Below are 23,441 nucleotides of genomic sequence, written 5' to 3'. Positions count from 1 at the left end.
TGGACAAGTCGCCCATCGGAAGGTTCGCCGTAGGGCGAACCCGGGATGTAAACGCTCTAGCCAGAGACGGTGAGCTTGTCTACGCGATTGAAGACCCCAAACTCACCCGGCGTTTTAGCCACCTAGCTGCGATGCCACAGAAGCTGACTCAACCGCGCGCGACGGATGGGGAGTCGTTAATTCTTGAATGAACCGCTTCGACTCCTCGCTTTGCGCGTCAAAGACTATTGCCCGAACGAGGTCGACTATCCGAAACAGTTCGCCATTGTCAGCTATTTCTTCGGCAACAAGAACTGAACTTCCGAACAGTCTTGCAAGTCGCCTCTTTGCTCGGCCCTGTGCCCTGTCGCGCTTACCCTTGTCAAGGGCGTCCCATTCGATATTCCCCTCGGTCGCGGAAGCTGCATGGACCGCCTGGGCGCAAAGATCCGGAAGATCGATGTAATCCCATTCTAGCGCGGAATCGAGTCGTGCTAGAAATTCCCTCTCGAAGTTCGCAATGTCCGAGTAAGCGCAAATTACCTCATCTCGAGGGATATAATTCTCCAGCTCGCGCTTGTCGAGCACGTGCACAACGGAATGTTCGTTCGATCCGCGAATTAGTGCAAGCACTTCTTTTTTCAATCCGGCACTCGAGCGCTCTCTATCGCTGTCGACGACATAGACGATTTTGCGGTTCAGTGCTCCGAGCATTTCATCCCAAAGCGTCGCGCTAGCGCCACCTCCGAGGGAAATGAGCGAGGCTTTTCCGTCGCGCTTCATCTGGGAGAATGAGTAAGTGGGGTCGTCGAGCTGCAGGGCCACCTCGTCGCTGAATGCGGTGAAGCTCTCAATGTCGCGGATACCTTCAATTAGTAGGAAGCATCGCACATTATGATCCGAAAGTATTCCGAGAGAGTAGTTTAGCTCGCGAATAAGCCGCGCGCCGTCTTCGTCAGTTCGAGCGTCGATAACCTCGCGAGAAGAAGCGTTTCGTCGGATGTAGCGAATGGACTGAAATGGTACGTCCTTCACCAGGTTCGGGCTATGCGTGGTTATAAGGACCTGTCGATGCTCGTGGGAGGCGAGTTCGGTCAATGCTCCAAGGGTTTCGAGTTGGAGGTCGGCGTGGAGCGCCGTTTCGGGCTCTTCTACAGCCGTTATGATCCCTCGGTGATAACCATTGTTCTCAGAGAATTGTGAATCTTCGGCATTTGCCCGAAAAAAGCTAAAAAGCACCAACCGCCGAGTTCCAGAGCCGCGCTTAGAGAGTGGGATTCCGTTATCGTCAACAAACTCTAGAGCAGAGTATGCCTTAGACCAATTTGGCTTCATGTTGGCGGGAGAAAGTGCATCAGCCAAGTCTGGTGCCACCTCTCCAAGCTTAGCAACTACTTCACCGAGAAGCCTTGAAATTTCTCCGTGCATCGTCGCAGAGAGTTCGTCGAGTGTCTCTTGATGCTGCGAGAGGACATCTTGAATCACGGCTTTAGCTGGATCCTGCGCGAGGTCATCCTTCTCGGTCCCCACTCGATCAGATTTGAATAGCTGGTAGATAGGAAGTGCGAGGTTAAGCTGCTCTCCGACCTTCTTGGCGTCGACTGCCTCCAATGGTACTTGGCGCAATGTAAGTTCAGCACGCCCACTATGGAGTGTGGAGTCCCAGACCGCTTTTCGGTACGCGGAATTGGTTCGCTTATCAGAAACTGTGTCAGAGTCTACTTCGAGACTGTTCGCAACCTTGATCAGGTTAGCTTTACTTAGGGTTATAAGCTCATCGCCAGTATCAAGTTCGGGGTGGTTGGCTATTACGAAAAGCGACGGAGTGCCCGCCTTGGATCGAGTCCACTCTTTCCCGAAGGATAGAAGGCCGTTATCATTCAGTAGGTACTCGTCCGCAAGACTTGTTTCGTACGAAGTGTCCAAGATGAGCTCTTGAGGGAGGGTGTCAAATTCGCAAACGATCCGTATTGGCGACTCACCCCCGATGGAAAAGTCGGACACTTCGGGCTTCGAGTTGCCGAAGTATATGTCCAGCGCCTCCAAGACTGTTGATTTTCCCGCATCATTCTTTCCTACTAGTGCAGTGAAGCTCTCGTCGATGCTTATTGATGTGGGTTCAGCGTATCCGCGGAATCCGCTAATCTCAACATTTCGTAAACGCACGGTGATCTCCGGGGTGGTGGTGTGTGGCGCGGTGGACCAGTCAGATGGAAGCGTGAGAACTTTCCCTACTCCTTCAAGGCGGCTACGCCGCGCGCAAGGAGGGCCGGCCGGTGTCCTCGCTTCGCTGCGAGCCCGGCCGGCTCTCCTTGCCTCACCTACGGAGCGAATCTAGCTTGCCTCAGGTTTCCGCTTTTTGGCATCCTCCAAGGCTTTGTGTGCGAGCTCGTATCTGTCCCGAAGGTCCTTGATTGCCGTCTCAATCACCGCTTCACGTTCTGTCTTCCAGTGTGGTCCGTCTGCGATGTACGCATGTTCGATGCGACGAAGGATATCGTGCGCCATGGAAACGTTAGCCGCGAGCATAAGCTCTCCGCCATCGAGGATTCCTGGTATATAGGTTTCGCTTCGTTTAATCTTGAAACCCCCGTCTAGGAAAATGACGGCAGTGTAATGTTCGTTTCCATGTGCTCGGCTAATCGTCATGTTGAGGTCGACAGGCCCTAAGGTGTCGCCTTCGGCCACCGAGGTCAAGAAGTTTGAACGGTCGAAATCGATGCCTGAACGCAGTTCAGCGGTCCTTGCTGCCGAATCAGTTCCGGAGATGCCCGATATGTGAGTAAGCGTAATCTGTGGGTCGAGTTTGCCTCCCGCTATCGACCGGGACGCGAGCCATAGAAATATGTCGGCATCGGAAAAGCGATGATGGTCACTGTCCATCGAGATGACGTCTCGCCATCGCTTAGCATCCGGGTCTATTATTTTTGCGAGCGACTCCAGCACTCCGCCCTTCTTGTTTAGAAACGCGGGAGTGCGGGTGGATAGCAGGATTGAAAGAGATGTGTCGGAAGTTTTACTGAGGGCGACGTCTATGGCGTTCAGTCGATATGTACTATCGGGGTCCCCGACAATCTCTGAGAGCGCCTCGGAGACCTTATCCCAGAAGTAGAAGCGAGCTATGAGTAGCTCGGGCAACGGTGGCTTGGCGTCCCGTATTTCGGGTGCGCTTTCGGGTGGTTTTGCGCCGTAGGAGCCGAGCTGTACGTTTTCCTCGCTGAGGCTTGCCCACCCGCCAGCCCGTGTCTCGAAATTAGGCTTAACTGAAGTCATTCGGTCGAGAATTTGCTTTAGCGTAAGTCTTGTAGCCGCCGACGCGGAACGCAAGCTGCTGGTAGGCTGATTGAAAATGGGCATACTCAGATCCTTTCGATGTGGAAGGTTTTCGCGTTTGTGTTGACGCGGACAATGGTATTCAGAAGCCGTTCCCCCGTGCGGCTTGGGTGTTCGAAGCGATGCGAAAGTTGGAATCGTGTCTCGCCGGATATGTTACCGGTGAGCTCCCAGGTCACCTGCCCCCAGATCCAGTTTCCTTCGCGCGGCAACGGAATGTTTGCGTTGACATACATTCCGGCCCCATCCTCGTGAGGCTCGATTCGCTGCTCCGAACTCGGCTCGTAGTAGATGATGTCGATCTGTTCAGGGGCCGTCCCGAAAGTAATAGCGAGTCTCGGCTGGTACTTTAGTAGCAGCCGCCTCGCAACCCAGTTTGCGGCAACACTTGTCGCTGCTGGCTGAATGGATAGATCAAACTTTTGAGACAGGTTAGTTCTCTTTTTGTGTCGAGCGACGAGTGCGTTAATTGGTGTATTCTCGCGCTCGTCTCTCCATTCAATGTTTATTCGAGGCATGCCAATGAAAAGATGAGATAGCACCACGATGAGCGTGGCGGCGATAATTGCCGCAACGAGATAGTGAAAGGCCTCCGGCGCCCAGCTAAACATCGCCTCAACCGATGGCTCTATCCATGTAACGGCAAAGATTCCGACGCTTATCTTGATGGATTCGCCGACAATCCGCATGGGGCTGATGTTCATTTTAGCCTCAGTTCGCGCCATGCTTTGGTCATGAACATCTGGGCGCTTGCCGTCGCTTGGGTGGAGACGAAGCCGTTTTTCTTGATGTCAAGTACTGCCCCATCGAGATTGTGGCGAATCTTTATGCCGACAATGGTGAGGTTCGGAAATTCGTCTTCGAGCTGAGCAATAAGCTCGGATTGTCCATAAGAGCGCAAGGTTGCGAGCAGTTCATCGTTGGTTAGCTCTTGATCCTCTGGGGGTAGCAGTCCGAACGAACTGTCGAAGAGTAAGAATGAGAGAACGGAAAATTCATTGGTGATAGCGAACGAAGCGAGGCGAATGAGATCGAGATGCCCGAGGAGCAGCGGTTTGCCAGCCGACGTTTCCGAGTCGCGGGCGTCGCTCCTCTTGACCAGTCTCAGGTCCTCGGTGCGGGCGGCACTGGATGTCACCGTCGCGATCAGTAGGGGCATGGTGACATCATCGCGCATGGTGCAGACGGATGGGTACGTGTTCCGTAACTGAACCGCATCAGGACAGCTTCACGGCTTATCGAGCTTGTCCTCGGTCTGGTGGCGGCTATCAGTAGTCGGCTACCCGCACTTTGACAGCAACCCTGACAGCAACGCGATGGCGTCCGGCAGGCACTATCTGGCGGCGAGAGCGTTTTGACCTGCTTGACCGCGCTCGGCTACGAGCGTTCTGACGGACTTTTAATCCGCGGGTCGAGGGTTCGATCCCCTCCGGGCCCACCCGATGACGGGCAAGCTGACATGACCGGCCTTTCCCCGGTGAGCGCGGGGGATCCTGTCCTGGTCAGCGCTCCGGCCCGGCGGGTGGGGGCGACAACGCGCGGCGACGACAACCTAGCGATCGCCGAGATCCTCGACTCCGTGCGCTCTCACGCGTGCTGAGCATCGTCGCGCCCCACGCTCCGCCGAGAGTGCGGGGACACGTCTGTCGTCTGCTGGCACGACCAATCCAGCCGCCGCCCCGCACCGAACTCCAGGTGCTCCCTCTCTAGCAGCGGGAGGGTACGCCAGCAGCGCCCCCGCCCTCGGCCTGACGGCCGGCGAGCGGGGGTGTTCGGGCGACGGGCTGCTGCGGCGCGGGGCGGGAAGGGCCCGTTCCGCTCAGGTGCGGGGATACAGTGGGACGAACGCGAGCTCGGCGTATGTCCGGACTCCGACTGAGGGGTGGATCTGTGAACTCGACGAACACCACCGGCCCGCACACCGACGAGGACCTGCACGACCTCCTGCTGAACAGCGACGACATCACCACGTTCCTGCAGGAGTTCCTCTCCCTGCTCGCCGACAGGATCCCCGAGAGTGCGCAGCCGCTGTGGTGCGCGGTCAGTCTGCTCCGCAAGAGGAAAGCTGGCACCGCCGCGGCCTCGAGTGTGCAGGCCGAAGCGCTCGACGAACTTCAGAACAGCTTCACCGATGGGCCATGCATGACCGCGATGCGCGAGCACACGGTGATTCGCGTCGGCGATGTGCTGGACGACCCGCGCTGGCCTGACTATCTCCCCGTCGCCGCGGAGCAAGGCGTCCGGTCGGTGCTCGGCATCCCCTTCGAGCTGCATGGAGAGGCCCGGGCCGCCCTGAACGTCTACTCGGCCTCGCCGCACGACTTCACTCCCGAGGTCATCGAGCTGATCCGTCACGAGGTGCTCCAGGGATCGAGCGCCCTGCGTCTTGCGGTGCGTCTGGCCAGGCACCGCGATGCGGAGGAGGATCTGCGCACGGCCATGTCCTCGCGCACCGTGATCAATCTGGCTGCGGGGATCATCATGGGCCAGAACCGGTGCAGCCAGGAGAAGGCGATGGGCATCCTGAGGGACGCGTCGAACCACCGCAACATGAAACTTCGCGACGTCGCCCAGGAAATGGTCTCTCCGCTTGACGGCGCTCACGCCACGACGTACTTCGAGCAGTAGCTCGCTGCGCGGCTGAGGGCGAGCAGCATCGCGCGTGAGCGCAATGGAGGGGGAGCGCGTCGAAGCGCTCCGCTCCCTCGCAGGAGAGCGGAGCGCCCGGGCCGCTGTCGGGGAACCTCCCCTTTGCTGGAGAGGATTTCGACCCTCCGCCCACCCTAGGGAGCGGCTCCGTGCCCAGTCACTGGAAATGACCGTTCGGTCCCGCACGGGATGGCACCCTCGCCTGCCGGTCCCAGGCGCTAGAGTCTCCCCACCGTCGACCGGAGGAGCGAGCATGGACCGCGACAGCCTGATCAGTTATATCCACGCGACGATCGCCAGCGGGGACGCGCAGACCTCGGCGCAGGGGTACGACGTCGACGCGATCGCCGACGACCTCGAAGAGCACGCCGAGGGTGGCGAGATCCAGGAGATCGAGGTGCCGGTGTTCTGGGCGACCGTGAGCAGGCATCAGAAGCTCGCCTGAGCGGTCCTCCGCGCGCTGGTAGGCAGCCTGTCGGAGTGGACGCACCTTCTACGATGCGAGCTGTGTCCCCAGCGGGACGGCGTCGGCGCTGCGCCGCACGGATCAGGGCTCGGCAGGGGAGAGCATGGTGAGAGCATCGGCGGCCGACGGATCGCGGGGGACTGCGGCCGTTCCCCATGACCCGCAGCAGCGCCGCACCCTGGTGGTGCTCGTGCTCGCACAGATCCTCGGCACGATCGCTCTCGGCGTCACCCCCTCGATCGGAATCCTCCTGGCCGGGGAGGTCGCCGACAATGAGGCCTGGGCGGGTCTTGCCCGCACCTCCTCGACCCTGGGCGCCGCGCTGCTCGGGATCCCGTTGGGCAACCTCGCCGCCCGCCGCGGCCGACGCATTGCGCTGACCACCGGCTGGTGGGTCGCGGCCGCGGGCGCCGCGCTGCTGGTCGCGGCGGCGCAAAGGGAGCTCGTCGTCCCGCTGTTCCTGGGGCTCCTGATGACCGGCGCCGGAACCGCCGCGAGCCTGCAGTCCCGCTTCGCCGCGACCGACCTCGCCGCCCCCTCGACCCGCGCCCGCTCCCTCTCCCTGGTGGTGTGGATGGGCGCGATCGGCAACGTGCTGGGCCCGAACCTCGGAATTCCGGGGGAGGCGCTCGGCGCCATGACCGGACTGTCTGTCTACGCCGCGGCATTCCTCCTCGCGGCAGTGGCCTCTCTGCTGGCCGGCACCCTCGTGCTCGTGCTGCTGCGGCCGGATCCGCTGCAGGTCCTCGCCGGTCGGCTGGCGGCGCTCGAGAGCGAGCAGGCCCTGGTGGCCGGTGTCCCGAAGGCCCCCGTCGGCAGTGTCCCCGTCGGCTGCAGCCCCCTCGCCGACGTCCGTGCCGGCCGCGCCGCACGCTTCCGGGCGATGGTCGCCGAGCTCCGCGCGGACCGCCGCGCCCGCACCGCCCTGGTGGCGCTGCTGACCTCGCAGGTCGTGATGGTCTCGCTGATGACGATGACGCCGGTGCACATCGCACACCAGGGCGGCTCGCTCACCCTCGTCGGCCTGACCATCAGCCTTCACGTGGTCGGGATGTACGGCCTCTCCCCGGTGGTGGGGATCCTGGTGGACCGCGCCGGCCACCGCGCCACCGTCGGCCTCGGCATCCTGCTGTTCGCCCTGTCGCTCCTCGCCGCGATCTTCGCCTCCGGGACCACCGGTGGGGTCCTTTTCTGCCTCGTGCTGCTGGGCCTGGGCTGGTCGTTCATGAACGTCGCCGCGTCCGCACTGTTCAGCACGGTGGTCCAGGACCGCTCACGGGCCTCCGCCCAGGGCGGGGCCGACGCCTTGTCGAACCTGCTGGGCGCGATCGTCGCCTTCGCCGCCGGCCCGCTCATGGTCGCCACCAGCTTCTCCGTGCTCGGCATCCTCGCCGCCGTGATCATGGTGCCGGTCGTGCTGCTCGCCCTGAACCCTGCGCACTGGGCGGACTCCGCCCCACGAACCCGTCCATCGAGTGGTTGATGCCCAGCAGATCCAGGCCGCGATCGAACAGCCGCACCGGCAGGATCCGGGCTGCGGGGAGCAGCCGGGCGAGCCACGGGGTGATGATCTGCTCGGTCCCGCGCTCGATCGCCGTGATCGCCCGGCGTGCCACCTCCTGCTCCTTCAGGATCGGCAGCAGACGGGGGAACGTCGTGGCTGCCCCCTCGAACATGCCGGTGTCGATGTAGAAGGGGGCCATCACGAAGGTGCCGACGCCGCGGGAGTCCGTGCGCAGCTCTGCGCGCAGCGATTCGGTGAATCCGATCGCTGCCCACTTGCTCGCGGAGTAGTCCGTCTGCCGGGCGACCCAGGCCAGCCCCGCGGCGCTCGCGATGGTGGCGACGGTCCCGCGATCGCGCTCGAGCATCCCGGGCAGGAAGGCGCGCGTCACCCAGAACAGGGCGAGGGTGTTCAGCGCGAACGTGCGCTCGATGTCCTCATCGCTCGCCTCCAGCAGCCGCTTGCCGGTGACGATGCCGGCGTTGTTGATCACCACATCCTGCGCGCCCGCCTCCAGCGCGGCGGCGGCGACCTGCCCACGGTCGGTGACGTCCACCCGGGCGGCCGACGCGGTGGCGCCCAGGGCGGTGAGCTCGGCGACGACGGCCTCGCTGCGCTCCAGGTCGAGATCCCAGATCGTCACCGCCGCCCCGCGCCGTGCGGCCTCCAGGGCCATGCTGCGGCCGAGCCCCCGAGCGCCGCCGGTGATGAGCACGCGAGCCTCGCGCAGGGGTGTGCCGTGGTACATCGTGGTGCTCCTCGGGACGCGGGGCTGGTGCTCCCGAGCGTAGTCGGAGGGCCACCCCCGGGTCTGGGCGGCCCTCCGTATCATGATCCTCGACCTCACACGAGGCTGACCTTGCTCCTCCAGGAGTGGACGGTGCGCATGAGGCACGCCAGGGTCACCAGCAGGATCACCGGCACGAACCCGATCGGCATTATGTCGTTCGTGCTGGCGGACCCCGCCGCCATCTCGGCGAACACGGACCATTGCACCACCCCGAGCTGCCCGTCGGTCATCCCGATCCCCCAGGGGAGGGCGGCGATCCCGAGGAACGTCAGGACCTGGCTGGCGAGGTAGAGGCCGAGGAAGACCACCACGGGACCTCCGAGGCCGAGCCGGTTCAGCGGAGTCTCGCTGCCCACCGAGGCGGCGAAGAAGTACTGGATCGGCCAGACCAGGATCATGCCCACGAAGAGCACGATGCCGGCGAGCAGGAGCGGGGTCGAGGCGACCGCCGCGCCGGAGCTCCACATCTGCTGGATGATCGAGAAGGGGTTGCGCTCGGCACCCAGCTGCCCGGCGAGCACGGGCCAGGCGGCCAGCAGCAGGCCGACGGATGCCAGCAGGCCGGCGAACGAGATCAGCAGCGCCCACAGCAGCTTGGCCGCATAGATCGTCGGCCCGCGCACGGGGAGGGACTGGGTGAAGTACCCGGTGCGGCTGTAGCTGGACTGCCAGTAGTGGATCGTCAGTGCTATCTGTGCCGCGGGGACCAGAGCGACGAGCGGGACCACCACCATCAGCATCCCGATCAGGGAGATCCCGGGCCAGCCGGTGGCGGTCAGCGCGGTGCCTGCAGCGACCAGCACCAGGACGATCGCGCCGATGGTGCCGAGCAGACCGCGCGTGCGCAGCCATTCGTGCTTCATGAGTGTGGTGATCATCGGTACGTCTCCTTGAAGATGTCATCGAGGCTGGCCCTGTGCGCGGCGCGGAGGTCGTCGGCCTCGCCGGCGAGGACCACGGAGCCGTGCCGCATCATGACCACCGAGTCGAGGATCGGCTCGAGATCGTGGATCAGGTGGGTGGAGATGAGCAGCAGCGAGTCCTCCTCGAGGGTGCCCAGGATCCCGTCGAGGATGATCTGGCGGGCGGCGGGGTCCACGCCGCTGATCGGTTCGTCGAGCAGGAACACCTCGGCCCTGCGGGACATCGCCAGCGCGATCTGGACCTTCTCCCGCATGCCCTTGGACATCGCCTTCAGGCGCATCGACTCGTCGAGCCCGAAGAACCGCAGCAGCTCATGGGCCTTGGCGGCGTCGAAGTCCTCGAAGAAGTCGCTGTACAGATCCACGCAGTAGCGCGCTCGAGCCCCGTCGGGCAGGAAGCTCGTGTCGGGGAGGAAGGAGACCTTCGCCTTCGACGCCGGGCCCGGGACCAGGCCGGCGATCCGTGCCTCTCCCTGGTAGTCGCTGATCACGCCGGCGAGGATCTTCATCAGCGTGGTCTTGCCGCATCCGTTCTCACCCAGCAGGCCGACGATCCGACCTCCGTCGAGCTCGAGATCCAGCGAATCGATCGCGGTGACCTGCCCGAAGGTCTTGGTCAGCCCGCGGGTGGAGATCAGAGGGTGCCGCTTCTGCGCGGGGGTGGTCATCTCAGGCTCCCTCGGTCTGGGGTCTGCCGTTGCTGTCGTGGTCATGGTGCTTCCATCTCTCGGTGAGGAGCTGCTGGGCCTGCGATCGCCCCATGCCGAAGCCTCGGGCGTGCTGGATGAAGTCGTCCGCGGCCTCTTCGGCGAGGTCGGCTCGCAGTCGGTCGATCCGGTCCGTGTCCTCGGTGACGAAGCGGCCGGAGGTGCGTTCGGAGCGGCAGAGCCCCTCGCGCTCGAGCTCGGACAGAGCCCGTTGGATCGTGTTCGGGTTGACGCCGAGTTCGGCGGCGAGTGCCCGCACACCCGGAATCCTGGCTCCCGCGGGCCACTGACCGACGACGATCCGTCGGGAGAATTCCGTGACCAGCTGCATCCAGATCGGGAGTGAGCTGTCGAACTGCATCAGCGACCCCCTGTCTCAATGTATTAGGTGACTAGTACAGTAGTACGGTCGCCGGGCGCGGTCAAGACCCGGATCGGGGGCGTCCAGTCCGGGTGGCATGGTGGCGGCTCAGGCGGCTCAGGCGGCTCAGGCGGCTCAGGTGGCTCGGGCGGCTCAGGTGGCTCGGGCGGTTCGGTCGAGCCGGGTCAGTCGAGGCAGAACTCGTTGCCCTCAGGGTCGGCCATCACGAGGAAGCCGACGCTCGTCGGCGCTTCCGGGTCGTGGCGCTCCAGCCGCGTGGCCCCGAGCGCGACCAGTTGTGCGCTGCGGGCCTCGAGCGCGGCCATCCGCTCGTCCCCGCGCAGCTCGGACGCTGTGCGCACATCGAGATGCAGCCGATTCTTGGCGACCTTGTCCTCCGGAACCTGCTGGAAGAAGATCCGAGGCCTGGCTCCTTCGGGGTCCTCGAGGGCGGAGGCGCTGTTGCGCCGCTCCTCGGGGACGCCGCTCGCTGCCAGGAACTCGTCCCACGCCGCCAGTGGATCGGCACTCGGGGAGAGGTCGACGCCAGGAGGACCCGGGTGCACATAGCCGAGCACCTCCTTCCAGAACAGCGAGAGTGCACGCGGGTCGTGGGCATCGAACGTGATCTGGACGGTGGCGCTCATGGGGGGCTCTCTCGAGGTGTCATTCCGTGGGGTGCTCGGATGGCGGTCGGGTCGGCGGACGCGGCATCGCGCCGCCGTGCCTCCATCGTCCGGCGACGAGCGGACAGCAGCTGTCCGCAGAGTCTGCGGCGGTGACGCGGGGGTCCGGCACCCGGCACAGCAAGCAGGGCACCGGCGATGCCGATGCCCTGTTCACGGGGGAAACTCTGCTCAGACTGACTGAGCACGTGCGGATCAGAGCACGAGCAGCAGGATGATGATGATCAGGAGCAGGGTGGTGAGGCTGATGGGAAGGACGGCCTTGCGCATGGCGATCTCCTTCGGTAGATGAAGCCCGCAGGAGTCTCCGGCGGGGATCACTAACGTAGACGACGGCCTCCCGGAGAGGGTGCTCCGGGTGCTCGCCGGTAGCGCCATGAGGGATGTTCTTGCAGGTCACGACCGGGACGGACCGGATGGTCGACAAATGTTCCCGGTGTGAGATTCGCGGGGGTCGGCAGGGATCAGGCGCCGACGGCGTTAGTCGCGCGGGCGAACTCCGCATCGCTCACCGGCTCGAGCCAGATCACGGTCTCGTCGTTCTCGTCGGCCTCCTGCACCGCGATGTGGGACATCGGTGAGGCGCTGAGCGCGCCGTGCCAGTGCTCCTCCCGCGGGGGGATCCAGATGGTGCGGCCCGGCTCGAGCGTGAGCACCTCCCCGGTGCGGGTGACCACCACCCCGATCCCGTCGGTCCCGTAGAGCGTCTGGCCCACCGGATGCCAGTGCCAGTGGGTCCGGGAGCCCGGAGTGAAATGCACATGGTTCATCGCGGCCCGCGACTCACCGCGTGGGCCGCGGATCGCGTCCATCAGGACCTCGCCGGTGAACGAGGTCTCCGGGCCGGTGGCTGTCGGTGCGCGGTCTAGCTTCTCCATCGGATCCTCCTGCGAATGGGGGAGTGGTGGGGTCTGAGGCCATCAGATACCCGCGCGGCGCGCAGTGCAAGGCCTTGCGGGGTGGAGAGGCGAGAGGGCGGGCTGGTGGGTGGCGAGAATTGCGACCGTTCCTCCACAGTGGCCACTTATCCACATATTCATCCCCAATTGCTCTGGTGCGGTGTCGGTGTTCTCGGCCCCGCCGGACGTGAAGGCATGGGTCGCGCATCGATGCAGGCTGGGAGCCGTCGGGGTCCGAGGGTGTGGTGTTTCTGGGGTGGGATGGAAGTTATCCACATTTCTCGCACGGGGTTTCGATTCCGGGACGGGCCGGGAAGAATGGAGGCATGACGACAGCGAACATCCAGGAGCCCTCGCAGGAGCATCCCGCTCCCGAGGCGCTCCTCGCTGCGCTGCGCGAGACGGGCCCCACGGGCCTCGCGGAGCTGATCGGGGACACCGACTTCCTGCTCTCCGCGCTTGCGGCCACTCCGAGGAAGATGTTCGAGCCCGGTGCGCGGCCGCGCGGTGCGTTTAAGAACCTGCTCGACACGATCCACGACGCGCGCAGCTCGCTCGATGCCCTCGAAGCGCGGGCCGTGGTCGCACTCGCCGAGGCGACCACCCGTGACCAGGTGCAGGCCGCGCGCGATGACGCTGCCCACGAGAACGCCTACCTCCCACCTCTGGATCGGCTCATCCGGCAGGCCGATGCCAGGACCGGACGGGACTTCTCTCTCGCGACCAGGCGTTCGCCGTCGACGACGAAGAGGACCCTGACGTCGGCGCGACGCCTCGTCGGGTCGATGCCCCGCATGCTCCAGGCGCTCGCCGGCGGGAAGATCACGGCCACGGTCGCCTACGCCGCCGCCTCTGCGACAGGCCCGCTCGATGACCGGCAGCGACGCCAGGTCGACGCGAGCCTCTTCGAACGGCTGCCGCGGATGGACGGCGCCGGGGTGAAGCGATGGCAGAAAGCTGTCGCTGAGGCCATCGCTGAGCTCGATCCACATGGCGCTGCCAGCCGGCACCAGAGGGCGCGCAAGGACCGGCACGTGAACTTCACCCCGGGAGAGCACGGCATGGCCACGGTGAGCGCCTATCTGCCCGCCCTCGACGCGAAGCTGGTCCACAGACGACTCTCCCTCGAGGCAGAACGCCGACGGGCCGACGGTGCACGGCAGGGCCACGGCGCCCTGATGGCGGACGCCTTCGTCGACACGCTGCTCGGGCGGGACGGCGGCATGGAGCCGGTGACCCTCGAGCTCGGGATCATGATGACCGACCGTGGGCTGCTCTCCCCGGATCACGGCGACGTCGCCCACATCGAGGGCTACGGTCCGGTTCCGGTCGAGGCCCTGCGAGAAGAGCTGCGCAACGCGCTCGCCGAGCCCGAGAATCCGGCCGAGGACCGCTATGGCCCGGACGGGCCGCAGCTGCGGGTCGTCCTGCGCCGTCTGTTCCTGCATCCCACCACTGGGGAGCTGGTCGCTGTGGAGTCTCGGGCCCGCGAGTTCCCTGCTGCCCTGAAACGCTTCCTGAACTGGCGTGATGGCTCCTGCCGTGCCCCGTACTGCGACGCGCCCCTGCGCCACCACGACCACATCGTGCCGGCGAGCAACGGTGGCCCCACCAGCCTGGACAACGGCCAGGGTGCCTGCGCGTACTGCAACCTCGCCAGGGAAGAGGACACTGCCCGGGTCGAGCGCCTCGAGGATCCGGAGCTCCCCGGCCACGTGGTGGCCTGGACCGGACACGGCGGCACCACGATCATCACCACCGCCCCGCCGCTCGGACCGGTCGCGCCAGTGGATGACAGCCACGTCGACAACCCCGGGAGCAGCGATGAGGATGGGACCCAGGGCCCGGACCAGGAACACACCCTGGGCCAGCATCAGGAAGAGGCCCAGGGCTGGGACCAGGACGAGGCCGGTGAGGTCACCGGCAGTACCGATGTCGCACCGTGCACGGGCACGGAACTGTCGATCACCTGCCGGATACCGAAGGGCGACGTCCCACAGGAGATCGGACATCCCGTCGGACAGCCCAGCGTGGCCGGACCTCCTCGGGGGCACCCGGTCAGGGCCGAACTCTCAGCATGCTCCCCACTGTCGACGGGGACCCGCGCGCCGCGACATCGCGCGCCTCGACTCTGCACGCTTCGACACGGCACGCCTCGACACTGCGCGCCTCCACATCACTCGCCAGGACATCACCGCGTCCCACGCCGCCACCCTCCGGTCCTCTCAGCGGGGGACTCGAACTACTGTGACCGGATGATCCGCCACACCGTCTCCTTCACCCTCGTGCACGCCTCGGACTCCGCAGCAGAGCGGGACTTCCTCACCCGGGCACCTGCACTGCTCCGCGAGATCGACGGAGTCGAGGATTTCGCCGTCTCGCGACAGGTCAGCCCAAAATCGACCTACCGATTCCAGTTCGCGATGACCTTCGCGGATGAGGCGACCTTTGCCGCTTACGACGCGCACCCCGACCACCAGCAGTTCGTCGCGACCCGTTGGCAGAACGAGGTCAGCGCCTTCGAGGAGCTCGACTTCATCGCCTATCCCTGAGGGCTCCTCGCCACCGCGATGGCCGCAACAGAGGGTGCCCCGGACATCGACCGCAGAGGTCGACATCCGGGGCATCGCCGTCGGCTCGGGGAGCAGAGCCTGAGAGGTCAGGGGTCAGGGGTCAGACCCGGAAGATCAGGCTCCCATGCGTCGCAGCCAGACAGTGGTCGCGCCGGGCAGCTGCTGACCACCGGTGCTGACACCACCGGCGCCGCCGTCGTCGGAAGCGAGCGGAGTGCTCGCGAGCAGCACCTCGCCCTCCGGCAGCGCGACCGGTGCGTCACCGAAGTTCGTCACGGACAGCCAGCCGCCGGGACGCTCGAAGGCGAGCACGTCACCGGTGGAGAGCTTCTCGTCCCAGGTCAGCGACTCCTCGCTCTGCAGCTGACTGCGCAGGCGCAGCGCCTCGCGGTACATCTCGAGGGTCGAGCCCGCCACGCCGTCCTCGGCCTCGACCGAGAAGTCCGCGAACCACGCCGGCTGGGGCAGGTGCGCGCCGCCGGTGCCGAAGCCGAACGACTCGCCCTCGCGGGTCCAGGGCAGCGGCACTCGGCAGCCGTCGCGGCCCAGGCCATCGAAGCCGCGGTCCTCCGCGGTGGTGCGCCAGAAGGCAGGATCCTGCCGCTGCGCATCAGGGATCTCGGCGACCTCGTGCAGGCCCAGCTCCTCGCCCTGGTAGAGGTAGGCGCTGCCGGGCAGGGCCAGCTCGAACATCGTCGCCGCACGTGCCCGGCGCAGGCCCAGCTCCTTGTCGATGCCGTCCTCGGGGCCGCCGGCGAGCACCCACTCCGCGCCGTGCTTCACCGCCTGGCCGTTCCGTGGGGGCAGGCCGTAGCGGGTCGCGTGGCGGATCCCGTCGTGGTTGGAGAACACCCAGGTGGTGGACGAGCCCGTCACCGCTGACTGCGCCAGGTTGTCCGTGACGATGTCGCGGAAGTGAGTGGCGTCGAAATCCGCCTCCATCAGGTCGAAGTTGAACGCCTGGCCCAGACCCTCGGGGCTCGCGTACTTCGCACGGCGTTCCGGGGTCTCCACCCAGGCCTCCGCCACGGCGGTGCGTGCTGGGGTGTACTCGTTGAAGACCGCGCGCCACTCGGCGTAGATCTCATGGACCTCATCGCGGTCCCACAGCGGATGGGTGCCGTCCTTGGGCATCGCCTTCAGCTCCGCCCTGCTCGGCAGCACCTCGTCGAGATCCTTGGCCAGGCCGTGCGCCACGTCGATGCGGAAGCCGTCGACCCCGCGGTCCGACCAGAACCGGAGCGTGCGCTTGAAGTCCTCGTGGACCTCGGGGTGCTTCCAGTTGAAGTCGGGCTGCTCGGTGGCGAAGGAGTGCAGGTACCACTGTCCGTCCGGGACCCGGGTCCAGGCCGGACCGCCGAAGATCGAGGTCCAGTCCGCCGGGGGCAGCTCCCCGTTCTCGCCCATGCCGTCACGGAAGATGTACCGCGCCCGGGCGTTCGAACCCTTCGGAGAGGCCAGCGCCTCGCGGAACCACTCGTGGCGGTCCGAGGAATGGTTGGGGACCAGGTCCACGATCAGCTTGATGCCGGCGCCATGGAGCGCGGCGACCATCTCGTCGAACTCCGCCAGGGTGCCGATCTTCGGGTCGACGTCCCGGAAGTCGTCCACGTCGTAGCCGCCGTCGGCCAGTGCCGAGGGGTAGAACGGGCTCAGCCATACGGCGTCGAGTCCGAGCTGCTGCAGGTAAGGGACGCGGGAGATGATCCCGCCCAGGTCGCCGATGCCGTCGCCGTTGCTGTCCGCGAAGGAGCGCGGGTAGATCTGGTAGACGGCCGCCTGGCGCCACCAGTCGGCATCGGCCTGCTGGCCAGCGGAAACGGTCAGAGGAGCAGTGGTCACGTTCGGAGAACCTCCGGGTATCGAGGGTGGTGGGTGAAATTCTGGAGTGAGTGGGGGTTACTTGATGGCGCCCTGGGTCAGGCCGGACATCACCCAGCGCTGTGCGAAAAGGTAGACGATGATAGCCGGTGCCATCGCCATCAGGTAGGAGGCGAAGGCGACGTTGTAGCTGTTGCTGAACTGGGTCTGGAACATGTTCTGCAGCACCGGGATGGTCTGCAGGGTCGGGTCCGAGATGATCAGCGACGGCATCATGAAGTCGTTCCAGGAGGCGATGAAGGCGAAGATGCCCACGGTCGCGCACATCGGCCCCAGCAGCGGCAGGATCAGCTTCCAGAACACCTGCCAGGTGCCGGCGCCGTCCATCCGCATCGACTCCTCCAGCTCGAGCGGGATGGTGCGCAGGAACGCGGTGAACAGCAGTGTGTTGAACGCCAGGGCGAAGGCGATGTGCAGGATCGCGACGCCGAGCGGATTGTCCAGCCCGAGCATGCCGGTCAGCTGGATCTGCGGCAGCGCCACCACCGGGAACGGGATGAACATCGCCGCCAGCAGGTAGAAGAACGACCAGCGGAACAGCCTGTGGTCCCAGTTGCGCACGATCGCGTACGCCGCGAGGGCAGAGATCACGATCTCGCCGATCACCGCGATGGTGGTGATGAAGATCGAGATCGCGAAGCCGCGCGGGAAGTTCGTGAGGTTCCACGCCTCCACGAAGCTCGAGAAGGTCAGCGGATCCGGCAGGCCGAACGCATTGCCGTCGACCGCCTGCTCGGTGGTCTTCAGCGACATGTTCACCGTGACGAACAGCGGCACCAGCACGGCCAGCGCCCCCACCAGGAGCAGCACGGTCACGGGCCAGTTGATGCGCTCGCGTCCTACCTTGCCGCGGCGCCGACGGCGCGCCGGCTGCGTGGTCGCGGAGGAGCGGGAGGGATCGGGGGTGGAGCCGGCAGGGGCCGCAGAGGCAGCAGGAGTCGTGGTGCTCATCAGATGACCGTCCTTCCTCGGGTGATGCGGAGCTGGAGGAGTGCGAGGGCGATCGAGATCAGGAAGAAGACCATCGCATTGGCCATCTGGTAGGCGTAGTCGCCACCCTCGAAGCCGCGGAAGATCGACATCGCCACGGAGCGGGTGGCGACGCCCGGACCGCCGTCGGTCAGGCCCACGATGATGTCGTAGGCGTTGAGATAGTTCTTGAAGCCGAGGATCGTGTTGATGACGATGAACCCGGAGACCAGCGGCAGCGTGATGTGCCGGATGCTCTGCCAGCCGGTCGCCCCATCGATCGATCCCGCTTCGTACACCTCGCCGGGGATGGTGACCAGCCCGGCGATGTAGATGAGCATCGTGCCGGGGATCGACTGCCAGGCGGTGACGATCACGATGGACAGCCAGGCCCAGTCCGGATCGGCGAGGATCGAGGTGGACAGCGCGTCCGAGCCGATCGACTGTCCGATGCCCGGGACGGTGTTCGCGAACAGGTACTGGAACACGAAGGCGATGACGATGCCGGAGATGACCATCGGGATCACGTAGATCGTGCGCAGCACCGCGGTGAAGCGGATCCTCGAGGTCAGCCCGAGCGCCAGCGCGAACGCGATGACGTTCACCAGGATCACGGTGATCAGGGAGAAGCCGAGGGTGAAGGTGTACGACCCCAGGATCCCCTGATCGCGGAACATCGCGATGTAGTTGCGGACGCCGATGAACTCCCAGTCGCCGAAGCCGATGGAGTTGGTGAAGCTGTAGCCGAAGCCCAGCACCGCCGGCAGCGTGACCGCGAGGCTGAACAGGGCGAGTGAGGGGAACAGGAACAGGTAGTAGAGGGGATCGATCCGTCGCTTGTGGTGGACGATCGGGGAGCGGGGCCGGCCGGCGCCGTCCGTGTCGGTGGTGCGAGAGGGTGTCGTCGTCGACATCGACGCTCCTTGCTGGTGGGTCCCTTGCTGGTGGGTCCCTTGCTGGTGAGTACCTTGTGGGTCAGTCATGGCGTGATCACTCCCGGAAGGCCAGGCGGGCCCAGTCGGCATCCAATCGCGCCAGGGTCTGCTCGGCGTCGGCGCCGCCGGCGATCGACTGGATGTAGTTCTGGGCCGGGATCGAGTTCGGGATGAACTGGGAGGCACCCATGTAGAAGCGGCCCTCGTCGTAGTACTGCTGCATCTCCGCGATCCGGTCATCGGTCACCGCCGGAGCGTCCTTGGTGGTGCCGAAGGCGAGGAACTCCGCGTTGTACGGGTCCTGCACCTCGGGCCGCATGAGGTACTGCAGCAGCTCCCGTGCTCCCTCCTGCTCGTTCGCGGCTTCCGGGATCCACAGGGAGAGGTCGATGTTCACGCGGACCTTCAGATCAGCTGGATCGTCGGTCATCGGCAGCGGGAAGGTGCCGAGATCCAGATCGGAGCCGGCCTTCTCGATCTCCCCGAAGGCCCAGGGCCCCTGGAAGTACATGGCCGCTCGTTCCTGGGCCATCGCGGTGTTGCCGTCGCCGTAGGCGCGGCTGGGGGCATCGGAGTTGAAGTAGGGGACCAGCTCCATCATCCGCTGGACGGGTTCGAGCAGGGTGCTCTGGAAGGAGACCTCGGAGTCGGGGCCGACGTCCTCGCCGATCTCGTCCATCTGCTGGTAGAAGCTGCGCACATCGACCATCCCGCCGACGGTGTAGTCGAACAGGCCCTGGGCGATCGTCCAGGGATCCAGGAAGGTCCCGTAGATCGGGATGACGTCCGCCGCCTGGAGCGTCTCGCAGACGGTCAGGAGCTCCTCCCAGGTGGTGGGGACCTCCAGTCCGTGCTCCTCGAAGAGGCGCCGGTTGTAGATCACCGACGCGGCGGTGACCGAATAGGGGAGCACGCTGGTGCGGCCCTCATAGGTGGGATACCAGTCGGCGAGATCGGCGACGTCCTCCCGGATCATCGCGGCCTCGGGCAGGTCGGACAGATCCGAGAGGGCCCCGCGCTCCATGAAGCGGCCCATCTCGAGGTTGTAGTTCAGGCAGCCGAGGTCCGGCGGGCTGTTGCGCACGAAGCTCGCCGAGAGGTTCGTGGCGATGTCGTGCTGGACGGAGAAGCGTTCCTGGGAGGCGGAGAAATCCGCGGCGAGCTGGCCGAAGTACGGGATCGCCTCCGGTTTGGACTGGTAGAGCGTCAGCTGGGAGGAGCCGCTCGCGCTGCCGCAGGCGGCCAGGGCTGCCGCGGAGAGCGCGCCGCCGGCACCTGCCAGCAGGGTTCGTCGGGTGAGGGGCCCGCGCGGGCCGTTCGAGGATGACAACGCCGTCTCCTTCGCGGAAGGGGGCTTCTGAGCCCCGCTGTCTGATGCGGTCATAGATATGACAGGTGTTATATTTACTTTACGACCTATCGAAAGTATGGGGGTGTGGGGCAGACGATGTCAACAGGCCGCGATCGGGGTGCCAGCTCCCCGCAGCTGATGCGCCGCGCCAACCGGCAGGCGCTGATGCAGCACGCCCTGCGGGCGGAGGCCTTCACCGCGGCCGACGCGATGGCCGCGACCGGGCTCACCCGGGCCACGGTGCTCGGTGTCTGCGCCGAGCTCGAGCAGGCGGGGTGGCTCCGCGAGGTCTCCGGCGGCCGTGACGAGGGCGTCGTGCAGCGGGGCCGTCCGGCCCGGCACTATGAGCTGCGTGCCGATGCCGCGGTGCTGATCGGCGTGGATGCAGGTCAGCACACCCTCACCGCGCGCGCGGTGGACCTCCGCGGCCGCGAACTCGCCGCAGTCCGGCGCGCGATCGAAGGCAGCCTCGAGCCCTCCTCGGGGGGTGACGGAGCAGGTGACGAGAGCGCCGGCCGGGCTCGGGTCCAGGCGGTGCGCGGCCTCGTCGAGCAGGTGCTCGAGCAGGCCGGGGCGCAGGATCGGCACCGGCTGCTGACGGTGGTCGGCGTCCCCGCCCCGGTGGACGCCTCCGGTCACTCGCCCCGCGGCGACCAGGGCTATTGGCCCGCCATGAACCCGGGCTTCGTCGATGTGCTGGATGGCAGGGTCCTGGTCGAGAACGACGCGAACCTCGCCGTCCTCGCCGAGCAGGCGCTCGGTGACGCACCCGCAGGGCGCGGGCCCGACCACCTCGCGGCGCTGCTGATGGGTGAGCGCTTCGGTGCCGGACTCATCGTCGACGGACACCTGTTGCGCGGAGCCGACGGCGGGGCCGGGGAGATGCGCTTCCTGGACGGCGTGCTCGGTGACTCGCGCGGGGCCGACGGCGTCGCCGCCCTCGCCCGGCGCTGGACCCTCGAAGCCCTCGCCGCGGAGGAGGCCTCGACCTCGCTCGCGAAGATCCCCCGCGCGGACCTCAGCGCGGTGGACGTCTTCACCGCCGGCCGGGAGGGGGATCTGCTCGCTCAGGGCGTGCTCGACCGGATCGGCGACCGACTCGCCCACATCGCTGCGATCCTCTCCAGCCTGCTCGGTGTCGAGACGGTGGTGGTGGCCGGAGCGATCGCTGAAGCCATCGGCCCGGTGCTCGAGCGCTCCCACCACGTGCTGCCGCAGATCTCCACCCCGCCCTATCCTGCGCTGCGAGCGAGCACGCTGGGCAGGGACGTCGTGGTGTGCGGGGCGATCGAGCTCGCCCTCACCCGACTTCGAGCAGACCCCCTGGATCTGCTCTCCACTGACCGACTGACCGACTGACCGACTGACCGACTGACCGACGGACCAACTCACGAGCCGACCGAATGATCGATCGAAGGGAATCACGCACTATGACCGTTGCAGCACCGGAGGGCGCCCAGCGAAAGCTGCGCGCCGGAGTGATCGGCCTGGGCTGGGCCGGCCAGCAGCATGTGGCCGCCTACGCCGCCGACCCCACCGTCGATCTCGTCGCACTGTCCGCGATGGAGGAGCACCTGCTGGAGCAGTTCGGGCAGGAGCACGATGTTCCCGGCCGCTACCAGGACTGGAAGCAGATGATCGCGGAGGCCGAGCTCGACGTCGTCTCCATCGCCACCCCCACCTTCCTGCACGAGCCGATGGCGGTGCACGCCCTCGAGGCGGGCGTGCATGTGCTCACCGAGAAGCCGATGGCCCAGACCGGCGAGGCCGCCGCCCGCATGGTCGAGGCCGCGGCCCGCGCGGGCCGGGTGCTCGAGGTGTCCTTCAACCACCGCCAGCGCGGGGATGTCGCGGCGCTGAAGGCCGTGGTCGACTCCGGCGTGCTCGGGAACCTCTACTACGCCAAGGCCGGCTGGATCCGTCGCCGGGGCATCCCGGGCCTCGGCACCTGGTTCACCAAGGCGGCGAGCTCGGGCGGCGGCGCGATGATGGACATCGGCATCCACATGCTCGACATGGCCCTGCACCTGATGGGCGAGCCCGAGGTCACCGCGGCATCCGCCGCCACGCACGCCGAGTTCGGCCCGCTGGGCCGCGGGGGCTCCGGCTTCGGCATCTCGCAGGTCGAGGAGGGGGTCCCCTTCGAGGTCGAGGACCTCGCGACCGCCTTCCTGCGCCTGGGCGGCGGGGGCACGATGCTGCTGGAGTCCAGCTGGGCCCAGTGGATCCCGCACGACCTCTGCTACGTCACCCTCTATGGGGCCGACGGCGGCGCGACGATCGAGTGGGGCGGCGATCCCACCCACCCGCACCAGGAGCTGAAGGTCTGGACCGAGGTCGCCGGCATCCCCGCCGAGCTGCAGCCCGTGGTCGGCGAGGACGGCCGGCACGCTGCGGCGATCGCCGAGTTCCTCCAGAAGGTCCAGTCCGGCGACTGGGCCGCGCATGACGGCTCTCTCGCGCTGCGCCGAGCCCGCGTGATCGATGCCTGCTACGCCTCGGCGAAGGCCGGGGCCGAGGTGACTGTCACCGGTTGAGCGCCGCCGAATGCCGAGAGGGGCCGATCGTGACAGCTCACGATCGGCCCCTCATCGCCTGTGGGGTCAGCTCAGCCGCGTGAGGGCAGCCTCTCGGCGAGGAAGCCGACGGTCTGCTGCCACGCGGACTCGGCCGCGTCGGCGTGATGGAGTCCCGGATGGGGATTGTCGAACGCATGACCAGCGCCCTCATGCAGCTCGAAGCGCACCTGCTCACGGGCGCCGCCCATGGTGACCGCCTCGCGGATCTGCTCGACCTGCTCCGCCGGGATGAACGCATCGGCGGTCCCGAAGTGGTGCAGGCTCGGGGCCCCCACCAGGGCGGCGCGTCCCAGCAGCGTCGGCAGGGCGGAGCCGTAGTAGCTGACCAGCACCGACGGCGGGCGCTGCTCCTCGGCGGCGGAAGCGGCCGCGGCGAACGCGAGACCACCGCCGTAGCAGAAGCCGAACAGGCCCACCTGCTCGGAGTCCACGGCGCCGTGCGCACGCAGCGCACCCAGCGCCGCGATCGCGTCGGCCTCTGCGCGCTCCCAGGGCAGCTGCCCGGTCAGCGTGACGCCCTCGGCGAGCCAGGAGTCGAAGTCCTCCCAGTCCTCGAGCCCCACCAGCGGCGGGTCCAGGCGGGCGAACAGCTGCGGAGCGAGCACCGCATAGCCCAATGCGGCGAGGTCCGCGCAGCGCTGCTGCATGTACTCGGACAGGCCGAAGATCTCCTGCAGCACCACGAGGCCGGGCACCGGCTCCTCGAGGCTCTCGGGCAGCCAGAGCAGGCCCGGCAGGTCACCGGCGTCGGTCGGGATCGGAAGCATCGTCGCACTCACGCTGTGACTGTATCCCGCTCCCGAGCGCCGGGGGCGGCAGAACACGAGTCCCACAGGACCACCGCCGGCGACTCGCA

At 66.2% G+C, this 23,441-nt stretch carries 22 protein-coding genes and 1 tRNA gene; 7 read left to right on the top strand and 16 right to left on the bottom strand.

Annotation, left to right across the window (positions count from 1 at the left end):
• Positions 1 to 114: 114 nt before the first annotated feature.
• The 4 genes from Q0937_RS01620 to Q0937_RS01605 form a co-directional block, all read right to left on the bottom strand.
• Complete coding sequence (locus Q0937_RS01620; RefSeq protein WP_299299034.1) at positions 115 to 2,145, bottom strand: ATP-binding protein; 2,031 nt, start codon at positions 2,143 to 2,145, stop codon at positions 115 to 117.
• A gap of 168 nt (positions 2,146 to 2,313) precedes the next feature.
• Positions 2,314 to 3,252 carry a hypothetical protein gene (locus tag Q0937_RS01615; RefSeq protein WP_299299032.1) on the bottom strand — a complete coding sequence of 313 codons (939 nt, stop codon included), beginning with the start codon at positions 3,250 to 3,252 and terminating at the stop codon, positions 2,314 to 2,316.
• Between the two features lie 86 nt (positions 3,253 to 3,338).
• On the bottom strand, positions 3,339 to 4,016 hold the full coding sequence (locus tag Q0937_RS01610) for a hypothetical protein (protein WP_299299031.1): 678 nt from the start codon (positions 4,014 to 4,016) through the stop codon (positions 3,339 to 3,341).
• A complete protein-coding gene (locus Q0937_RS01605) occupies positions 4,013 to 4,471 on the bottom strand; it encodes a hypothetical protein (RefSeq protein ID WP_299299029.1) in 459 nt (152 codons plus the stop codon). Before Q0937_RS01605 ends, Q0937_RS01610 begins: the two co-directional genes overlap by 4 nt.
• Positions 4,472 to 4,677: 206 nt before the next feature.
• Here Q0937_RS01605 and Q0937_RS01600 point away from each other — a divergent pair.
• The 4 genes from Q0937_RS01600 (at position 4,678) to Q0937_RS01585 (ending at position 7,910) form a co-directional block, all read left to right on the top strand.
• Positions 4,678 to 4,750 (top strand) — tRNA-Lys (locus Q0937_RS01600).
• A 452-nt stretch (positions 4,751 to 5,202) separates the two neighbouring features.
• Positions 5,203 to 5,940 (top strand): GAF and ANTAR domain-containing protein, encoded by a 738-nt coding sequence (locus Q0937_RS01595; RefSeq protein ID WP_299299027.1) that lies wholly within the window; start codon positions 5,203 to 5,205, stop codon positions 5,938 to 5,940.
• A 274-nt stretch (positions 5,941 to 6,214) separates the two neighbouring features.
• On the top strand, positions 6,215 to 6,406 hold the full coding sequence (locus tag Q0937_RS01590) for a hypothetical protein (protein ID WP_299299026.1): 192 nt from the start codon (positions 6,215 to 6,217) through the stop codon (positions 6,404 to 6,406).
• A 124-nt stretch (positions 6,407 to 6,530) separates the two neighbouring features.
• Positions 6,531 to 7,910 (top strand): MFS transporter, encoded by a 1,380-nt coding sequence (locus Q0937_RS01585; RefSeq protein ID WP_299299024.1) that lies wholly within the window; start codon positions 6,531 to 6,533, stop codon positions 7,908 to 7,910.
• Here Q0937_RS01585 and Q0937_RS01580 read toward each other — a convergent pair.
• The 7 genes from Q0937_RS01580 to Q0937_RS01550 all read right to left on the bottom strand — a co-directional run bounded on the left by Q0937_RS01580 (position 7,828) and on the right by Q0937_RS01550 (position 12,276).
• Positions 7,828 to 8,679 (bottom strand): SDR family oxidoreductase, encoded by an 852-nt coding sequence (locus tag Q0937_RS01580; protein WP_299299022.1) that lies wholly within the window; start codon positions 8,677 to 8,679, stop codon positions 7,828 to 7,830. The two genes, Q0937_RS01585 and Q0937_RS01580, sit on opposite strands and share 83 nt — an antisense overlap.
• A 95-nt stretch (positions 8,680 to 8,774) precedes the next feature.
• Positions 8,775 to 9,599, bottom strand: coding sequence for a hypothetical protein (locus tag Q0937_RS01575; RefSeq protein ID WP_299299020.1), 825 nt, complete (start codon positions 9,597 to 9,599; stop codon positions 8,775 to 8,777).
• Positions 9,596 to 10,312, bottom strand: a complete 717-nt coding sequence (locus Q0937_RS01570; RefSeq protein ID WP_299299018.1) for an ABC transporter ATP-binding protein — start codon at positions 10,310 to 10,312, stop codon at positions 9,596 to 9,598. Before Q0937_RS01570 ends, Q0937_RS01575 begins: the two co-directional genes overlap by 4 nt.
• A 1-nt stretch (position 10,313) precedes the next feature.
• Complete coding sequence (locus tag Q0937_RS01565; RefSeq protein ID WP_299299016.1) at positions 10,314 to 10,712, bottom strand: GntR family transcriptional regulator; 399 nt, start codon at positions 10,710 to 10,712, stop codon at positions 10,314 to 10,316.
• A gap of 185 nt (positions 10,713 to 10,897) precedes the next feature.
• Positions 10,898 to 11,359, bottom strand: coding sequence for a VOC family protein (locus Q0937_RS01560; protein WP_299299014.1), 462 nt, complete (start codon positions 11,357 to 11,359; stop codon positions 10,898 to 10,900).
• Between the two features lie 234 nt (positions 11,360 to 11,593).
• Positions 11,594 to 11,719, bottom strand: coding sequence for a hypothetical protein (locus Q0937_RS01555; protein ID WP_299299012.1), 126 nt, complete (start codon positions 11,717 to 11,719; stop codon positions 11,594 to 11,596).
• A gap of 143 nt (positions 11,720 to 11,862) precedes the next feature.
• The gene (locus Q0937_RS01550) at positions 11,863 to 12,276 is read right to left on the bottom strand and encodes a cupin domain-containing protein (protein ID WP_299299010.1); all 414 of its coding nucleotides are present in this window, start codon (positions 12,274 to 12,276) and stop codon (positions 11,863 to 11,865) included.
• A gap of 347 nt (positions 12,277 to 12,623) precedes the next feature.
• Here Q0937_RS01550 and Q0937_RS01545 point away from each other — a divergent pair, with 347 nt between their 5' ends.
• The gene (locus tag Q0937_RS01545) at positions 12,624 to 14,849 is read left to right on the top strand and encodes a Dabb family protein (RefSeq protein WP_299299008.1); all 2,226 of its coding nucleotides are present in this window, start codon (positions 12,624 to 12,626) and stop codon (positions 14,847 to 14,849) included.
• A 135-nt stretch (positions 14,850 to 14,984) separates the two neighbouring features.
• On the opposite strand, the gene Q0937_RS01540 is transcribed toward Q0937_RS01545, so the two are convergent.
• The 4 genes from Q0937_RS01540 to Q0937_RS01525 all read right to left on the bottom strand — a co-directional run bounded on the left by Q0937_RS01540 (position 14,985) and on the right by Q0937_RS01525 (position 19,985).
• A complete protein-coding gene (locus Q0937_RS01540) occupies positions 14,985 to 16,712 on the bottom strand; it encodes a glycoside hydrolase family 13 protein (RefSeq protein ID WP_299299006.1) in 1,728 nt (575 codons plus the stop codon).
• Positions 16,713 to 16,769: 57 nt separating this feature from the next.
• On the bottom strand, positions 16,770 to 17,702 hold the full coding sequence (locus Q0937_RS01535) for a carbohydrate ABC transporter permease (protein ID WP_299299004.1): 933 nt from the start codon (positions 17,700 to 17,702) through the stop codon (positions 16,770 to 16,772).
• Entirely contained in the window at positions 17,702 to 18,634 is a 933-nt protein-coding gene (locus tag Q0937_RS01530) for a carbohydrate ABC transporter permease (RefSeq protein WP_299299003.1), read from the bottom strand. Before Q0937_RS01530 ends, Q0937_RS01535 begins: the two co-directional genes overlap by 1 nt.
• 76 nt (positions 18,635 to 18,710) lie before the next feature.
• Entirely contained in the window at positions 18,711 to 19,985 is a 1,275-nt protein-coding gene (locus Q0937_RS01525) for an ABC transporter substrate-binding protein (RefSeq protein ID WP_299299001.1), read from the bottom strand.
• Positions 19,986 to 20,102: 117 nt separating this feature from the next.
• Between Q0937_RS01525 and Q0937_RS01520 the strand changes: the two genes are divergently transcribed.
• On the top strand, positions 20,103 to 21,365 hold the full coding sequence (locus Q0937_RS01520; RefSeq protein WP_299298998.1) for an ROK family protein: 1,263 nt from the start codon (positions 20,103 to 20,105) through the stop codon (positions 21,363 to 21,365).
• A 71-nt stretch (positions 21,366 to 21,436) separates the two neighbouring features.
• Positions 21,437 to 22,543, top strand: a complete 1,107-nt coding sequence (locus Q0937_RS01515; RefSeq protein WP_299298996.1) for a Gfo/Idh/MocA family protein — start codon at positions 21,437 to 21,439, stop codon at positions 22,541 to 22,543.
• A gap of 71 nt (positions 22,544 to 22,614) precedes the next feature.
• Here Q0937_RS01515 and Q0937_RS01510 read toward each other — a convergent pair whose 3' ends face one another.
• Complete coding sequence (locus tag Q0937_RS01510; protein WP_299298995.1) at positions 22,615 to 23,364, bottom strand: dienelactone hydrolase family protein; 750 nt, start codon at positions 23,362 to 23,364, stop codon at positions 22,615 to 22,617.
• Positions 23,365 to 23,441: the final 77 nt, after the last annotated feature.

The organism is uncultured Brachybacterium sp., from assembly GCF_947500705.1.
In the GTDB taxonomy this organism is placed as follows: Bacteria; Actinomycetota; Actinomycetes; order Actinomycetales; family Dermabacteraceae; genus Brachybacterium.
Note: the sequence above shows the minus strand (reverse complement) of the source record. Positions and strands in the feature narration are given on the sequence as shown.

What these genes read in the sequence shown, in the direction of transcription:
- Q0937_RS01570 (WP_299299018.1), bottom strand. Translation starts at nt 10,312, where the DNA reads ATGACCACCCCCGCGCAGAAGCGGCACCCTCTGATCTCCACCCGCGGG.
- Q0937_RS01560 (WP_299299014.1), bottom strand. Translation starts at nt 11,359, where the DNA reads ATGAGCGCCACCGTCCAGATCACGTTCGATGCCCACGACCCGCGTGCA.
- Q0937_RS01580 (WP_299299022.1), bottom strand. Translation starts at nt 8,679, where the DNA reads ATGTACCACGGCACACCCCTGCGCGAGGCTCGCGTGCTCATCACCGGC.
- Q0937_RS01535 (WP_299299004.1), bottom strand. Translation starts at nt 17,702, where the DNA reads ATGAGCACCACGACTCCTGCTGCCTCTGCGGCCCCTGCCGGCTCCACC.
- Q0937_RS01530 (WP_299299003.1), bottom strand. Translation starts at nt 18,634, where the DNA reads ATGTCGACGACGACACCCTCTCGCACCACCGACACGGACGGCGCCGGC.
- Q0937_RS01575 (WP_299299020.1), bottom strand. Translation starts at nt 9,599, where the DNA reads ATGATCACCACACTCATGAAGCACGAATGGCTGCGCACGCGCGGTCTG.
- Q0937_RS01615 (WP_299299032.1), bottom strand. Translation starts at nt 3,252, where the DNA reads ATGACTTCAGTTAAGCCTAATTTCGAGACACGGGCTGGCGGGTGGGCA.
- Q0937_RS01520 (WP_299298998.1), top strand. Translation starts at nt 20,103, where the DNA reads ATGTCAACAGGCCGCGATCGGGGTGCCAGCTCCCCGCAGCTGATGCGC.
- Q0937_RS01585 (WP_299299024.1), top strand. Translation starts at nt 6,531, where the DNA reads ATGGTGAGAGCATCGGCGGCCGACGGATCGCGGGGGACTGCGGCCGTT.
- Q0937_RS01605 (WP_299299029.1), bottom strand. Translation starts at nt 4,471, where the DNA reads ATGCCCCTACTGATCGCGACGGTGACATCCAGTGCCGCCCGCACCGAG.
- Q0937_RS01590 (WP_299299026.1), top strand. Translation starts at nt 6,215, where the DNA reads ATGGACCGCGACAGCCTGATCAGTTATATCCACGCGACGATCGCCAGC.
- Q0937_RS01515 (WP_299298996.1), top strand. Translation starts at nt 21,437, where the DNA reads ATGACCGTTGCAGCACCGGAGGGCGCCCAGCGAAAGCTGCGCGCCGGA.
- Q0937_RS01550 (WP_299299010.1), bottom strand. Translation starts at nt 12,276, where the DNA reads ATGGAGAAGCTAGACCGCGCACCGACAGCCACCGGCCCGGAGACCTCG.
- Q0937_RS01565 (WP_299299016.1), bottom strand. Translation starts at nt 10,712, where the DNA reads ATGCAGTTCGACAGCTCACTCCCGATCTGGATGCAGCTGGTCACGGAA.
- Q0937_RS01610 (WP_299299031.1), bottom strand. Translation starts at nt 4,016, where the DNA reads ATGAACATCAGCCCCATGCGGATTGTCGGCGAATCCATCAAGATAAGC.
- Q0937_RS01545 (WP_299299008.1), top strand. Translation starts at nt 12,624, where the DNA reads ATGACGACAGCGAACATCCAGGAGCCCTCGCAGGAGCATCCCGCTCCC.